This is a genomic window from Cupriavidus malaysiensis, assembly GCF_001854325.1.
Classification (GTDB): domain Bacteria; phylum Pseudomonadota; class Gammaproteobacteria; order Burkholderiales; family Burkholderiaceae; genus Cupriavidus; species Cupriavidus malaysiensis.
On sequence record NZ_CP017754.1, the window covers coordinates 408,118 to 423,365 of the forward strand.

General features: G+C 63.3%; 15 protein-coding genes. 12 read left to right on the forward strand and 3 right to left on the reverse strand.

The features are described 5' to 3' along the window. Positions 1-76: 76 nt before the first annotated feature. The 4 genes from BKK80_RS01670 to BKK80_RS01685 all read left to right on the forward strand — a co-directional run bounded on the left by BKK80_RS01670 (position 77) and on the right by BKK80_RS01685 (position 5,030). Positions 77-2,164, forward strand: a complete 2,088-nt coding sequence (locus tag BKK80_RS01670; protein ID WP_071068501.1) for an McrB family protein — start codon at positions 77-79, stop codon at positions 2,162-2,164. Further along, entirely contained in the window at positions 2,161-3,459 is a 1,299-nt protein-coding gene (locus BKK80_RS01675; protein WP_071068502.1) for an McrC family protein, read from the forward strand. The genes BKK80_RS01670 and BKK80_RS01675 overlap by 4 nt, the downstream gene beginning before the upstream one ends. Positions 3,460-3,883: 424 nt before the next feature. Beyond that, positions 3,884-4,456 (forward strand): YcxB family protein, encoded by a 573-nt coding sequence (locus BKK80_RS36175; protein ID WP_071068503.1) that lies wholly within the window; start codon positions 3,884-3,886, stop codon positions 4,454-4,456. 10 nt (positions 4,457-4,466) lie between these two features. Further along, positions 4,467-5,030 carry a hypothetical protein gene (locus BKK80_RS01685; protein ID WP_162287342.1) on the forward strand — a complete coding sequence of 188 codons (564 nt, stop codon included), beginning with the start codon at positions 4,467-4,469 and terminating at the stop codon, positions 5,028-5,030. 176 nt (positions 5,031-5,206) lie between these two features. Here BKK80_RS01685 and BKK80_RS01690 read toward each other — a convergent pair whose 3' ends face one another. The 3 genes from BKK80_RS01690 to BKK80_RS01700 form a co-directional block, all read right to left on the reverse strand. Further along, complete coding sequence (locus tag BKK80_RS01690; protein WP_083383886.1) at positions 5,207-6,226, reverse strand: sensor domain-containing diguanylate cyclase; 1,020 nt, start codon at positions 6,224-6,226, stop codon at positions 5,207-5,209. Between the two features lie 315 nt (positions 6,227-6,541). Next, positions 6,542-6,880: a hypothetical protein gene (locus BKK80_RS01695; RefSeq protein WP_071010594.1), complete on the reverse strand. Its 339-nt coding sequence runs from the start codon at positions 6,878-6,880 to the stop codon at positions 6,542-6,544. Further along, positions 6,877-7,629, reverse strand: coding sequence for a type VI secretion system amidase effector protein Tae4 (locus BKK80_RS01700; protein ID WP_236903710.1), 753 nt, complete (start codon positions 7,627-7,629; stop codon positions 6,877-6,879). The genes BKK80_RS01695 and BKK80_RS01700 overlap by 4 nt, the downstream gene beginning before the upstream one ends. Before the next feature lie 152 nt (positions 7,630-7,781). On the opposite strand from BKK80_RS01700, the gene BKK80_RS01705 reads away from it, so the two are divergent. The 8 genes from BKK80_RS01705 to BKK80_RS01740 all read left to right on the forward strand — a co-directional run bounded on the left by BKK80_RS01705 (position 7,782) and on the right by BKK80_RS01740 (position 15,245). After that, positions 7,782-8,483, forward strand: coding sequence for a hypothetical protein (locus BKK80_RS01705; RefSeq protein ID WP_071068506.1), 702 nt, complete (start codon positions 7,782-7,784; stop codon positions 8,481-8,483). After that, positions 8,480-9,025, forward strand: a complete 546-nt coding sequence (locus tag BKK80_RS01710; RefSeq protein WP_157903143.1) for a hypothetical protein — start codon at positions 8,480-8,482, stop codon at positions 9,023-9,025. Before BKK80_RS01705 ends, BKK80_RS01710 begins: the two co-directional genes overlap by 4 nt. Positions 9,026-9,076: 51 nt before the next feature. After that, the gene (locus BKK80_RS01715; protein ID WP_157903144.1) at positions 9,077-9,517 is read left to right on the forward strand and encodes a hypothetical protein; all 441 of its coding nucleotides are present in this window, start codon (positions 9,077-9,079) and stop codon (positions 9,515-9,517) included. A 191-nt stretch (positions 9,518-9,708) separates the two neighbouring features. Further along, a complete protein-coding gene (locus BKK80_RS01720; RefSeq protein ID WP_071068509.1) occupies positions 9,709-9,948 on the forward strand; it encodes a hypothetical protein in 240 nt (79 codons plus the stop codon). A gap of 351 nt (positions 9,949-10,299) precedes the next feature. Next, the gene (locus BKK80_RS01725) at positions 10,300-10,599 is read left to right on the forward strand and encodes a hypothetical protein (protein WP_071068510.1); all 300 of its coding nucleotides are present in this window, start codon (positions 10,300-10,302) and stop codon (positions 10,597-10,599) included. A gap of 993 nt (positions 10,600-11,592) precedes the next feature. After that, on the forward strand, positions 11,593-12,453 hold the full coding sequence (locus tag BKK80_RS01730; protein WP_236903711.1) for an ATP-binding protein: 861 nt from the start codon (positions 11,593-11,595) through the stop codon (positions 12,451-12,453). Between the two features lie 13 nt (positions 12,454-12,466). Continuing rightward, positions 12,467-13,735, forward strand: a complete 1,269-nt coding sequence (locus tag BKK80_RS01735) for a hypothetical protein (RefSeq protein ID WP_071068512.1) — start codon at positions 12,467-12,469, stop codon at positions 13,733-13,735. Next, positions 13,728-15,245, forward strand: a complete 1,518-nt coding sequence (locus tag BKK80_RS01740) for a hypothetical protein (protein ID WP_071068513.1) — start codon at positions 13,728-13,730, stop codon at positions 15,243-15,245. The genes BKK80_RS01735 and BKK80_RS01740 overlap by 8 nt, the downstream gene beginning before the upstream one ends. The last annotated feature ends 3 nt before the right edge of the window (positions 15,246-15,248 follow it).

Consider the following 15,248-nt stretch of genomic DNA (forward strand, 5'->3'; position numbering starts at 1 on the left):
GGGAAGAGGACACGAGACGAGCATCAGATCAACACCAGACGAACACCAGACGAACACCAGACGGGCAAAGCAAGCGATGACTGACCAGGCCTTTGATATTGAACATTTCCACTTGCTCAACTCCTGGAAAGGGGAGGTCCGAGACAAGAACGACGCACAGCATGAGCACGTCTACGAGAGGCTGAAGGCGGCTTACGGGCTGACCAAGCAGTGGGCGGAACGGGTGCAGAAGAGGCTGTTTCCGCAGGGCAAGACGCGTGTGGTGCAGCGTCCGACCCACCAATGGACCGAGCGCTTCCTTTCCTATAACTGGGCGCGCATCTACCCGACGAAGGACGCACCTGCCGGACTGGCGTACACCGTGGGGATGGAGGCCGGGCACGGCTTTGTCGTCAAGATCGACGTCGTCAACAAGGCGGTGAGCGATCCCTCGCTGCGTGGCCGGTACGAGGAGATGCGCGGTGAGTTCACGGCATCGGGGATCGTCAAGGTCATGCCGACGGAGCAGGGTGTGCAGATGGGACTGGATGGCCTGGTGGACTGGGCCGTGCAGGCGATCCAGTCCTTCACCCCGACTTACGATCAACTGGTGGAGCGACTGGGATTCGCCAACGGCCAGGACGATCGGAGCCTGCTGGCCAAGTTCCGCGGCCACCAGGATTTCGAGGCGCGGCAGCCGAAATGGAGCGCGCAGACCACCGCGCTGTTCCTGCGCATGGCAAGCGCCCTGCACGAAGCCGGGCTGGACTGGTGGTACACGCGCGCAACGAACAGCCAGCTGCGCTTCGGCCGCAAGGAGCTCGGAGCGGGAAAAGGAACGCCGGTCGGATCGTTCTATCTGCAGCATGAAGGCATCCGCGTCCGTCAGGTGCTGACGTCGCCCGGCGGCGAAGCGGAGACCGCCATGATCTCGGACGATCTGCTGCAGCGGATCGAGGCGGTCATCGACGGCGACGGCGGCTGGCAGGAGCGGCTGGGCAATCGTCCGGACCGGCCCGGACACTGGCCGGTGGATTACCTGGCGAACGGCGATGCGGGCGAGGCAGCCGACGAGCCGGACGAGCCGGACGAGCCGGACGTGGGGGCGTTGGAGCGCGCGAGTAACACGATCTTCTACGGCCCGCCCGGCACCGGAAAGACGCGCGCGCTGCAGGAATGGATCAAGACACACTACACCGGAGAGTCCGGCGCCCGGCACGCCTTCGTCACCTTTCACCAGTCCTATGGCTATGAGGAGTTCGTCGAAGGCCTGCGCCCGGTGCTGGCCGACGATGCGGCTCGCATTGCCGCAGGGGCGAATGGAGAGGAGAAGGCCGAAGCGATCGAAGCGACCGAAGCGACCCAAGCGACCGAAGCCAAAGGCGACGTGCAGTACGAGATCCGCCGCGGGATCTTCTGGAATCTCTGCGACCAGGCCCGCCAGGACCCGGGCCAGCGCTACGCCATGGTCATCGACGAGATCAACCGCGGCAACATCAGCAAGATCTTCGGCGAACTGATCACCCTGATCGAGGCGGACAAGCGCGAAGGCGCACCCTACGAGGCGAAGGTGACGCTGCCCTATTCGCAGCAATCCTTCACCATTCCACCGAACGTCGATCTCATCGGCTCGATGAACACCGCGGACCGCTCGCTGGCGCTGGTGGACACCGCGCTGCGTCGGCGCTTCGAGTTCATCGAGTACATGCCGGATCCGTCGTTGCTGACGGGCATCAGGGTCTCGCGCCATGGCATCGACATCGACCTGGAAGCGATGCTGGCCAAGATCAACCAGCGCATCGAAGCGCTGTACGACCGCGACCACACCATCGGCCACGCCTACCTGATGCCGCTGAAGACGCTGCCCGAGGGAGCGGACGCCTTCCAACAGCTGGCCGCCATCTTCCGCCGCAAGATACTGCCGCTGCTGGAGGAATACTTCTTCGAAGACTGGCAGAAGATCCGCCTGGTCCTTGGCGACAACCAGAAGACGAGCGAGGAGAAGCAGTTTATTCGGGCGCTCCAGAAGTCAGATGACCTGACTGCGTTGTTCGGTTCGGGGCATAACCTGGATCAATACTCCGTTCGACCGCGCTATGAGCTCAACATCTCTGCCTTCTCCGATCCGGAGGCATATGTCGGAATCTATCGCGAAGCGGCGCGTCGCTCCGAGATGGAAGAATGAACGCGCTGACACTGCACGAGTTCGACTGCGTGGTGAGCGAGGCGCACGGCGCCACCCGCCACGCCGTGCCGGAACGCGTGTTCGCCTGGCTGGAAAGCCAGTGCTTCCACGAAGGCGACGATCGCCCCGCCTGGCTGCGGCCGGCGCGCGTCGATGGCCGCAGGGCCGTGCAGGTGCGCCACTACGCCGGCGTGGTCCAGGCCCCCTGCGGCTTCCAGATCGAGGTGCTGCCCAAGATCGGCAGGCACACCTCGGCGGACGAAGCGAGGGCGCGGCTGATCGACATGCTCAAGTGCCTGGGCGGCTTCCGCCACCTGCAGACGGCGCAGGCCGATCTGTCCACAGTGCGCATGCCGCTGCTGGACGTCTTCATCCGCTCCTTCCTGGCGAGCGTGCAGAGCGTGGTGAAGCGTGGTGTGCGCAATGACTACGTCACGCACCAGGACAACCTGGCGGCCCTGCGCGGCAAGCTGCTGATGGCGCCGCACCTGACGCAGAACCTGGCCCGCCGCGACCGCTTCTTCACCGCGCACGACGAGTACTCGCCCAATCGCCCGGAGAACCGCCTGCTGCACGCCGCCCTGCGCGCCGCCATCGCCATCTCGCGCGCCCAGGAGAACCAGCGGCTGGCCCGCGAACTGTGCTTCGTCTTCGCCGACGTACCGCCGTCGTCGTCGATTTCCGGCGACCTGCGCGCGATCCGCCTGGATCGCGGCATGGCGCACTACGAAGCGGCGCTCGACTGGGCCAGGCTGATCCTGCAGGGCTTCGGCCCGGTCACCAGCGCCGGTGCGCAGCAGGCGCCATCGCTGCTGTTCCCCATGGAGCAACTCTTCGAAGCCTACGTGCGCAAGCACCTCGCCAGCCAGTTGCGCGATGGCCACGTGCTGACGGCCCAGGCCAGCCAGCACCATCTTGTTTCCCACCGGCAGGCGCAATGGTTCCGCCTGAAGCCGGACCTGCTGATCCGCGCCGGCCGCAATACCCGCGTGGTGCTGGACACCAAATGGAAGCTGCTGGACGCGAGCCAGAACACGGCGCGCGACAAGTACCAGCTCAGCCAGGCCGATTTCTACCAGCTCTATGCCTACGGCCACCACTACCTGGACGGCCAGGGCGACCTGGCCCTGATCTATCCGCGCACGGACGCCTTCGCCCAGGCACTGCCCGTGTTCGACTTCCCTCGCACGCCGGGCATGCGGATGTGGGTGCTGCCGTTCTGCCTGAAGACAAAGCGGCTGATGCTGCCGGCGTCGCTCGCATTGGATCAGGTCCTGCAGCGGCCGGCCGACTGAGCGGGCTCGATCCCTACCCGCTCGCCCAGGGCGTTCCTGGTGCCGATATGGCGCGGATATGGCGCCAGCGCTATCGTCAGGATCGTCCTGCCATGCCTGCTGTCTGCTCGGCCTGACAGCCTTCCAGCCTCCACGCTTGGCCGCGCTCGCGGGCCCGTCACGTGCAGCCTCCCGCACCGCCGCTGCTGACGATGGGAAATGTGGTGCTCCCAGTTGGGATTCTTCGGTTCCGCACGATCCGCCGTTGGCCGCAAGATGCCGGGCTGGATCGCGCGCCTGCAGACGGTGCAGCAGGCACGGCGTCGATGCCATCGGTACGCCGACAGGCGCACCGGACTCGCTGCCCGCCATGCTCTGTCTGGCATTCCAAGCCCGCCATTCCCAGCCCGCTAATCCCAGCCCGCTAATCCCAGCCCGCCAATCCATGCCCGAGCCCGCTGAACTGCACTACCGTGTTTCGGAAGACGACTTTGTTGCCGTGCGGCGCGTGCTGGCCTGGCCCCAGGCGTGGGTCCGCCTGCTTGCGCTGGTCATCTACCCCATCGCCGGCGCGGTCTTTGCCGGCGTAGCTTGGTCGCGCGGCGAACTGGTGTGGATGGCCGGCGCGCTGGCCTACGCGGTATCGCCATGGGTATTGCGCTACGCCGTGGCCACGCCGCTGTCACGCCGCTGCTATCGCCGCTCTCCAACGCTGGGCATGGCGGCCACGATGCGCGTCGACGACGATGGCGTGGCCCTGGCCTCCGCCTGCGGCCGGATGCGGCTGCAATGGGCGGACATCGTGCGCTGGTACCAGGACGAGCGGCTGCTGCTGCTGTTCATCCAGCCGAGCTATTGCTTCGTGATTCCCAAGCGTGCCGACGCCGATGGCCACGTCCTGCCGCGCCTGTGCGGGCTGTTGCGGCAGCACCTGGGGCGCGCGCCAGGGTGCCGGACCGGGGCGGCCGCACTGGAGCTCGGCAAGGCACCCTGTCACGCCAAACGCTTACCCCTGTAGACATGCCACCATGCTCACCCCCATGAAATCGACCTCCTTCCTCGCTTCACTCTGCCTCGCTGCCGGCATCACAGCACTCTCCGCCCAGGCGCTCGCCGCGCCGCCTGCCGCCCAGGGAACGGCAGGGGCAGGGGCAGGGGCAATGGCAGCGGCAGCGGCAGCGGCAGAGGCGGAATATGTCCCCACCGCGCAGGACTTCATCGGCCGATGGGAACTCACCGGCGCAGGCCTGCGCCGGCCGCCGGATCTCAAGAGCCCGGAAACGCCGGAGCAGAAGAACGGCGCCGCGGCCTGGCAGCAGACCACGCTGGCCTTCTACCGCGCCTTCGACTACCTGGAAATCAAGCCGGACGGCAGCTTCAATTTCCACCAGCCCGGCGATGGGGCTGCCGCGCGCTGCGTCTGGTGCGGCAAGTGGACGTTCCACGACGGATCGCTCTGGCTGGACCAGGGCACCGGTCCCAGGCTCGACATCTTCGCCCGCCAAGGCGACATGCGCATGAGCTACACGAAGGAGACCGCCGAGGTCTCGTACTACAAATGGCTGGTCTGGTCCTGGACGAAGCTGCCCTGAGCCTGTGACGGTGGTTCACCAGCGGCCGTGGAGAGTTTTGCCGTGCCGCCGGGCTGCATGGCCTTCGGCCCGCCGCGTCGAAGCAGGCGCCAGCTAGCCCGGCCGTTAGCGGTAGTTGGCGGCAGCAGGCGGCAGCCGTGGCCGGAGCCGTTGGACCGGGTGGGCCTGGGCGACAACTACTCGATCCACACCCGGTTCCGCCCCGCCTCCTTGGCCCGGTACAACGCCCGGTCCGCCACCACGAAGGCCTCGCGATACCCCCGATCGCACGGCCCGTTGCGCAAGGTGTGCGAGCCGCCGATGCTCAGCGTCACCCGCCCATACGGCGAGCCCCGATGCGCGATGGCGAAGCGCTCCACACCGGCGCGCACGCTCTCCAGCACCGCGCCCAGCGCCGGCCGCTGCGCCGCGCCCACCAGCAGCGCGAACTCTTCGCCGCCGACGCGGCCGGCCACCATCTGGTGCTTCTCGGCCTCTTCGCGCAGCAGCGCCGACACCTGCCGCAGGCAGGCGTCGCCGGCCGGGTGGCCGTAGGCGTCGTTGTACTGCTTGAACCAGTCCACGTCGATCATCACCGCGCCCAGCCCCTCGCCTGCGCGCGTGTCCTGCCACTGGCGGTGGATGCGCTCCAGCGTCTGGCGGCGGTTGAAGAGCTGCGTGAGCGGATCGACGGCGGCCGCGGTGCGCAGCTTCAGGTCGTTCTCGATCATCGCGCCCAGGTGGCGCAGCGCGTCCACCTGGCGCGGCTCCAGCCGGCGCGGCTGCGGATCGAGCGCGGCCAGCGCGCCCACCACCTCACCGTCCGGCAGGCGGATCGGCACCGCCGCATAGAAACGCGCATGCGGCGCCTCCTGCACCAGCATGCACTCCTGCACCTCGGGCCGCAGCATCGTGTCCTCCACCACGAAGACCCCGCCCGAACGGATCGCGTACTCGCACAAGGAGTTGTGGCGCGGGATGGGCCGCACCGCCAGGCCCGCCTCGCCGCGGTAGTGCTGGTGGTTGCGGTCGATCAGCGTCACCAGCGCCAGCGACGCGCCGGTCGCCACCTTGATGATCTCCGCCGCGTGGCGGAAGCACTCGCGCATCACCTGGTCGTCATGCAGCAGCCACTCGGTGACGGAAGGGGCGGGGTTGTCGCTGGCGGAATCCGAGGCATGTGCTTCAGGAGGCGCTAGGGCGAAGGAGGGCAGCATCTGGCAGCGAGGGCGGGGAGGGCGGGAGTCCGGGTGCCTAACGGCAGTGGGGGGCGAAAGTTTAGCGACGGTGGGGCCCGTGCTGGTCCGAGCGGGGAACGCGCGCGGCAGGGGGAGCGGCAGCCGCTGCGGTGCGGAGGGGCGCCGGCGTCACAGCCTTCCGGCATCGGGCTTTCGGTTGGCAGACATTTGTGAGGGACGTCATTCCTTGGATTGCCGATGCCGTCGCCGCAGCAGTCGCCTTCCATCCGGCGGGTCTCGCCGGCCCGCTTCACCGGAGCCGGGCCGGATGACCGAATGCCGCCGCGGCAGGCCCTACCTCACCGGATGCTGGGCCAGATACAGCAACCATGTCAGCGCCAGCATCAGCAGCAAGGACGCGCAGGCCCAAGCCAGCAGGACCCTTCCCGCCCGAGGCTTGCTGCCCGCAATGGCCAGAAGCACCCCCCAACCGAGCGGCATGGCCACGTACACGGCCAGCGAGGCGCTGGTCAACCAGGGCGGACACGACTCCCGGCACACATCGGTGCCCGCCAGGCGCTCGACAACGCCGACCACCATGTCGAAGACAAGGCCGAGCAATAGCCCGACCAGGAAAAGGAACGCCCGCAGCAAAGCCCGCAGGAGCACGCGAAGGAAAGCCCGCTTCATCATCGGATCTCGAAAAAGAGAATGGTCTTCGCCCGGCGCAGGTCGGAGTACAGCGGAATCCACGGATCCTGGATGCCCAGCGCGAAACGCAGCCCGTTCAGCAAGGAACTCGCCATGCCGTGGTTCGTCAGCCGCGAGCCGTTCCACAGATCGATATGGCCCCCGCTCGCCCGCGCCGCCGACTCCCCGGTCCGCGCCCAATAGCCATCGAAGGCAACGATCCCCGTCCGGCCCCGGATGCGCGCCTGCCAGTCCCTGCCGGTGATGTCCTCCGGCCGCGCCGGCAAGCCGCAGAACGGCCGCCTGGCCAGCCACGAGCCCATCTGGTCGGCACGCACCGCGGTGAACTTGCCATCGAGCAGGATGCGCCCGAACACATTGCCCGGCTTCACCGTGACGTTGGCCGGCGTGAACGACCGCATCTCCACGCCCAGCTTGTGCAAGGTCACGCTCAAGCGGATCGCGCACTGGTTGCCGAAGCCGGGCGGCACCCCGCCGCTGGCGGGATCGCGATACGGGTTGCCGGTGACGTAGCCCTGCCAGAGGTCGGCGAAGGTCACCGTTGGGGTGGAAGGTGGGCAGGCGGGGGCGGCGGAAGCGAGGGTGATTGTCGGGCAGGCCAGGGCGGCACTGGCGAATGAACGGAAGCGGAAGAAGGGCAGGCGCCAAGCGAGAGTCATCGAAGCAAGCTGCCGAGCAGCCATTACGAGCCAGAAGAGAACGGGCGTCCTGCGTGGCAGGACGGCGTTCATTCTCGTTGTGCTTGTGGCCGTGGAAAAGACCAAGGCCCCCCGCTTCAGCGCATTCAGGAACAAGCGCGATCAGTTTCCGACGATTCCGAATTCTGGGCGAATGCGATGGACGTAAAAGGACCGCATTGTCTTTGCGACAGGAGCGCGCTGCGATGCGGAAACCCAAACCGACCAGCCGGCCTTGCGGCCATGTCCTCCACACCGATCCCCACCTCTACGTGCTCGCGCGCTACGCGCCCCGCCCGGATGAGCCGGACTACTGCCGGGCCTCATGCGAAGCCCTGGATGCCGAAAACCCGGAAATGGGCAACGGACTGGTCTTCTACCTCTCGCCGTTCGACGCGTACCTGGACGCGGCATTCCGGTCCGCCCCAGGCGAGCCCTTCCACGTCGTCCCCGCGGTGGCCTTCGACCCGCGCGAGATGATCTGCGAGCACGACGGCAAACTCCACTACTTCCTGCACTTCGGCTGGTGCGCCAGCGACGGCAAGCTGGTCATGCGCCGCCAAGGCAGCCTGGCGAGCGTGTACTTGCGCGAGACCCTGCAGGTGCCGCCGGCCAAGCTGCACACCATCGACCTGACGATCCGCGCCGACGACCTGGCGCACCACCGCTACACGCGCGAACAAGCCGGGCTATACGCCTACACCGAGACCTTCGAGCAGATCCTGGCGCTGGACGAGCGCAGCCGGAGGCAACAGGTGGGACGCGCCATCGAGAACATGCCGGAAAGAACGACGGCGGATGCGCAGGTCAACCAGCTGGCCATGTATGACCCGGAGGCTGCGCAGTGGCATTTCATTCCGTTTGAGGTGTTTGTGTCGAGGTTGGGTGAGGGGAGGCGGACGGCATGACGAATTTCCCAGAGTGTGAACTATCCACTGCTCGTCGCTCATCGCTCAGCTGGAAGCTAAAGCTGAAAATCCCCAATGCATCGAAAATGCGGATAACGTGGCCGGCTATGTCATTGTCTAGACTTCGCGTTGCGGTTGGTCTCCTGGCCGGGCTTCTCGCGATGCCGGCGCTGGCCTGCAGCTTCACCATTGCATTCAATACGCAGTTCGAGCCCGGCGCAGACCGCCTGCCGGCCTCTGAAGTGCGCAGGCTTGCAGAGTGGTTGATCGACGAGCCGGGCAAGTACGAGAACCAAGACAAGTTTCTCATCATCCTGTATGCCGCACCCACCTCAGGCATCAGTGATGCGCTGGCGCGCAAGCGTGCCTCTCATTTGAGGCATTGGCTGACAATGCTCCATGTGCCAGATAGCAGAATCATCCAGGAGGTCGCTCGCTACAAGCCGGGGAAATCGGCCGAGCCACCAAACTTCGCGCAAGTGGATTTCCTGCCGGGGTGCCCGCATCCGTGCTGTCCCGGGATGGTGCCCATCGTGAAGTAGCACTGGGCAATGGACAGCATGAAACGCGGAGGTCCAAGGGGCTCGGAGATCGTGAAAGCGCAGTTGCCCAAGGCATTCCACGCTGTCGCGGGCATTGCCATGCTGCTTGCTATGCCCGCGCTGGCTTGTAGCTTCGATATCTCCTTCAACTCCGAGTTCGAGCCGGGCAAGGATCGTCTTGCGGCATCGGAAGTCCGTCGTATGGCGGAGTGGCTGATCGACTCTCCGGGAAAGTACGAGAACCAAAAGGAGTTCCACATCTTCCTGTATGCCGCACCTGGCTTGGGCGTCAGTCAAGCCCTGGCACACCGGCGGGCATCCCATTTGCAACATTGGCTGACCACGCTCCGCGTGCCGGAGAGCAATATCTCCGTGGAGGTCGGCCGCTATCGGCCAGGGGTAACGTATGAGCCCTTGAATTTCGCGCAAGTGGACTTCATGCCGGGCTGCCCGCATCCGTGTTGCCCTGGAATGGTGCCCATCGTGAAGTAAGTAGCCCTAGGGCAACGGACAGCAGGCACGCGGAGGCCAAAGCATGATGAAGATCGCGAAAGCGCGGTTGCCGAAGGCACTCCGCGCTGCCTCCGGCGTCGCCTTGCTGCAGGAGCCGCCGGCCAAGCTGCACGCCATCGACCTGAAGATCCGCGCCGACGACCTGGCGTACCACCGCTACGGAGACCGAGATGCTGAAAGCCATTGTCTTGCTGCTCGTCGGGCTTTCATGGAACGCCTACGCGTGCAAGCTCCCCTATATCGAGTATGAGCCGGTGTTCGAGGTTGGGGATCGTGCTCTGTCTGGAAGCGAAGTGAAGCGTATGGCCTTCTGGCGCAGCGATACACGTCGAGCCTTTCCCGCAGGCTTTCGCGTAGACATCGTGGTTTGGCAGAACAGCTACGCCGGCATTTCGGCGTCACTTGCATAGGATCGGTCCGAGCATCTGAGAACCCTGCTACGGAATCTCGGCGTACCGCAAGACGACATCGTAGAGGTGGGGATTCGAAGAAACACCATGCGGCTTAGCAAGCCCGGGGCTGAGGCGCTCTTCAACCGTGCCGAATTACACCTGGCTCCGCGCTGTCCGCATGCGTGCTGCGACCTGGGCGATCTCAGGTAGAGGGCATCGTCTTATACACAAGCCATGATGCGTCAATTGGCCGTGCTCTTGATTCTTGGCGTTTCCTTGAATGCCTGCGCTTGCAAGCCTCCGTACATAGAATATGAATCGTTCTTCGAGTCCGGCTCGGGATCACTATCCAGCGAGGAGATACGACGCATGCTGGATTGGCGCGACAAGACGCGCCAGGCCTTCCCGGCAGGATTCGAGGTTCTCATTGAGGTGTGGGAAAACCCCAGTGCAGGTATCCCACCATCGCTCGTCTCGCGTCGCGTGGCGTTCCTGCGCGGCTTGCTTGAGAACCTGGGCGTGGCGCGTCGGGATATCGGCCCGGAAGACGTGTATCAGAGCAGGGAAAAGATCCTCGTCATGGAGCACGAGCGATTCCTCAACACTGCATCGTTGATTCTTCAGCCACGCTGCCCGCATCTCTGCTGCGATCAAGGGAACCTTCGCTAGGTGCCGTCGGATGGTACACAGAGCGGCACAAGCGAAGCGATGACCTGCGGCGATTCTCTGGCACAGGCTTGACTCAGGTGAATAGACGAATCCCCGCGACATTCACGCCATGACCGATGGAAGCTTCGCTGCGCTCGCCCTGGCTGGTGTTCTAGCCGGCCAATTGCCGGCCAGGCACGGGGTGCGTCGTTAAGCTGAAGGCGCTGCGAGACGCAGCGCTTCCGCATTCTGCTCGACTTATAGTCCTACGACATCTTTCCCGCCGGCTTATGCCCCTGCCTTCCGTATGCCATGGTGATAGGAGGGCGATCGTCTCGAGGCAGATCAAGGTTCTCCAGTAGCCGTTTCCTTCCTCTCCAACACGGCCGCCATTTGCCCGGTGTCATTTCGATGACACATTGCTATTTCCCGTACGTCGAGGCGGTGGCCACTTGCCCCCGAGCTACATCGGTAGATCTCGGCAACTCTTGAACTAGACGTTTTCCGCCTACCTCACGATCCGATCGTACCGTTGGGGGGGCAATGGTAGCCACGATCTGCGCAAGACGTGCGCAGATCGTGCGGCATCCTTTCGACAGACCGCTCGCGGCGCCCCATGAAATGACGCATGTCATGCATGTCATGCAAGCCTTGCTGACGTCCGCAACCGATGTCGCAGCTGAGATGCGGCTTGACCGGACCGCTCTTGGCAAGAGCCTGAGCTAGTTCCAAAGCCGCTTCGACCGTCGCCCCTCGTTCCCTACTTTAGAGGTATCCCAGGGGACGTCATTCGAACCGTAATCCATTGGCTGATAGATAGCGTGCGGTGTCAGTTCTATCGTTCCACACGGCAGTCCAACCCGTTTTGAATTCCAAGCAAAAATCATTGTGCACACGATGAGTGATCATGCGTCCCAGGCTGGAAAACGACCCGCGCCTGAGCGCCCCAGACCTGCTGAGCCCCTGCGCGCACCGACCAATCAGCAGTTCCTTACCCAAGAGCCCCGTTTCCAGTTGGATCGCGATCTGGTGCTATCTCAAGGCACCTCGCTGCGGCTCTCTGAATGCCTCACCAAACTCCGTCATCGCAAGACGATCTATGTCGACTGGAATTTCGGCTCAGTCGATCCGATGGGACTCAGCACCATCCTCAATTTCTATGGGCCGCCCGGCACCGGCAAGACCATGGCTGCCGAGGCCCTCGCAGGCACCCTGCAAATGCCGTTCATGCCTCTAGGCATCGCTGAACTGGAAAGCAAGTTCATGGGCGACACTGCGAAGAACATACAGGCGGCCTTCGAGGCGGCGCGCATGGAAGGCGCGCTACTCTTCTTTGACGAAGCGGACACCTTGCTCGGGAAGCGGCTGTCGTCTGTCACGCAGGGCGTCGACAACGAGGTCAATGCGATGCGCTCGACGTTGCTCATCGAACTCGAACGTTTTGACGGCATCGTCGTCTTCGCCACCAACTTCGCCAAGAACTACGACGAGGCATTCCGCAGCCGCATCAGCTATCACGTGCATTTCGACCTCCCCGATCTTGCTGCACGCAAACGCTTGTGGGGCCGGATGCTGGTGCCCGATATCCCGATCGAAAGCACGCGCGATGCGTTGGTCACTCATGCTGCGACATTAAGCGACGGGTTCTCAGGACGCGAGATCCGCACGTGCATGCGCTTGGCCTTGCCCAAGGCACTGCAAGATGCCGAGCGCCTGTCGCGTCCAGCCGCCCTTGCCACCACGCACATCGAAGCAGCGATCGGCGAAGTCCGCCGTGCAAACACGGAGATCTCCAGTACTCAGCCTGTTGCTAAATCGGCAGCCGGCGATGTAACCATCAGCCGGCAGCTGCTTGGCGTCACTCACGTACAGTAAGAAGAGGAAAAAAATGGGATTCCTGTCCTCGATCGCATCCGGCTTTCGGAGTGTGGTCTCAGCAGTAGCTACCGGCGCCAGAAAGGTCTATGAAACGGCCAAGGAGGTGGCGGGCAAGGCTATTGGATGGTTGGCGGACGAGGCCGAAACTTTCGTGGGCTCAGTCAAGGAAACTTGGAAGAAGGTGCGCCCTGTGTTGGCTGCCATCAAGCCATACTTCAAAGACGCCGCAGCATTAGCCTTGAAGAACAACCTCCCTTGGCTCGGCGCCGCCATCCTCGTGCTGGACAGGGTGCTGACGGAACTGTTTAAGCTCGAGAACAGCCCGGTACTAAAAAGGCTCGATGCCGCAATCCAGTGGTCCATCCGCTGGGCACGTGAATTCAAGTCGCGCATGACAGAGGCGGAGGCTGCTGAAGCGCGCCGTCATCGCAAGATATTTGACGAAGCCCAGGCGAGCCTTCCCGCGAAAGTCAAGCGCGAAATTGATATGGCGTCACTGATCAATGACTACGCCTTGGCTTGCGAGGGCGTTGAGGCAATGCTCGAAGCCGAAGAAATTGCCGACTTCGATCACTACCTCCGCCTGCGTGCCACTCAAAAACTGTTGCGCATGGCCGAAGACACGCTTCGCTCAGCCAAGGACGTGGAATCCATTTCCGATGACGATATCTTCTTGGTAAGGATTGCTTCTGCACTAATCGCGCCGACGCCGACACTGACGCAGTCCGAGGGGGAACATCTGGACCAGATCATTCAGAAGCGCTACCGGAAGAACCTACTGCCGTTCGTGTTCGAAGAGCTCACAAAGTCCTGGGACTTGGCTCTTCAGGCGGACGAGAAGCGATGGGAGCTGGAAAATCGGAGAGTGGCAAAGGACCGCGTGCTTAAGCGCCAACTCGAAACCCAGCAGCTTCTGGGTGAACTGTCGGCAGAGGAGGCATCAATGCTGACAGATTTGCAGGCGACAGTTCCCGGCCTCACGGCTGCCACCGAAGCCCTCGCAAAGCTCAATCGGGAGCGCCGAAACTACGTGTACGCGAGCGAAGGTTTCCTGCAACTGCTGGAAAAGAGCGAAGAGCAACTCGCAAGCGAAGACAAGACGTACTTGATCAGCCAGGGGCGTGAGGTCGGCATGATCCTGATCGACTGCGCTCAGAACGGGAAGCCGTGGGATGGCCTTACCGCCGAGCAACAGTCGCTCATCATCGACTTTGCCAATATCTTCGAAAGCGCATCGCACGCACGCGGAAACCTGTTGGAGGTAGAGAGCCATGCTTGAGCTACTGGATCAGTTGCGCCATTTCCTGACGCCTCAATTGCAACCGCTGGAACCTCTGCAGATAGCATTCTTCACCATCATCTTTGGTTTCGCGGCGTACACCTGCCTCGGGCTCAGACACGCGAAGCCGGAGAACTGGGAGCGCAACTGGCATCGCGAAGCGGGCGATGATGCAGCGAACCTAGACGTCGAGCATGGTTCGGTCAACGACCTCTGCGCAGCAGTGGCTACCAAGCAGGAGAAGCTGGCCGATATCATGCCCGGCATGCTTCTCATCGTGGGTCTGCTCGGCACGTTCATCGGCCTGGGCATGGCACTGGACAAGGCCTCGATGATCCTGTCTGATGCATCCGGTGGCGGCAACGTGGACGCCATGATGGGCAACCTTATGTCGATGATGCACGGCCTCGGGTCCAAGTTCAAAACATCGACCTGGGGCATTGCGGCCTTCCTGATCCTCAAGACTTGGAGCAGCCGCGTCAACTACGACGGGCACCGCCTGTCCTGGTGCGTGGCAAAGATGAAGGGCGAGGTTGACCGTCGGCACAGTGAAGCACGCAACCTGCAGCAGGAAGACAATGCGCGCATTGTCGACGCCATCGGAATGCTGGGAAGTACGATGAAGCAGATCGCCGAGTTGCAGGCCAACGCGATCGTCGAGCGGCACCTAGAAATGCTGGAAGCCCAGAAGCACGCGCACAAACAGCAGATTGCGCAGCTGAGCGACGTAGCCGACGAGTCGAAGAAGACGCGTGATGCCATGGAATCGTTCGTTGACGGGGTATCGGGAAGCACCGCTGCTGTCGCCGACGCCGCGAAGAAGATGGCCAAAGCAGCAGCTGACACCGTTCGCTCGACCAATGATCTCCAGTCTGTCATCGGCGAGTTGCGCACCGGCGTGAGTGAGGTGATCGGCGACATGAATCGGGAGCTGGGCAAGACGATCGACAACATGGGGCACTCGTTCGCCGAGCATATGAACATCATCTCGGAACGTCTGGGGGGCGCCGCCAACGACATATCGAGTTCGATCAATCGACTATCGTCCAACGTCGACGAGACGCTGCAGGGTGTCAAAAAATCGATCGAGGATTCGCAGGCGACTCAAACCAAGGCATTCGTCCTATTCAATAGCACAAGCACAACGCTTGAGGGCAATATTGAGGCCATGACCGGCCTGGTGACAGAACTGCGCAAAGACATTACCAACGGTCTAGGATCAGTCGCAACAACAGGCCGGAAGATCGCTGAGATTTCCACCGCAATCGTCGAAGCGAGCGAAAAGACTGTCATGGCTATCGGCAAGACCGTCGAAGATAGCAAGGCGATATCCAGCGATCTCGGCAACGCGACGAGCGCCATGCAAGGCGTTGCAATAGCCCTGCAGAAGAACGTGGGACAGGACGATCTTGTGAAAGCCGTGAACAGCATCGACCGCCAGGTTTCGGATCTGCTAGGCAAGGCATCGCGCCCGGCCGCGTCGAGACGCCGCCTCACCCTTGATGCCTGAAGG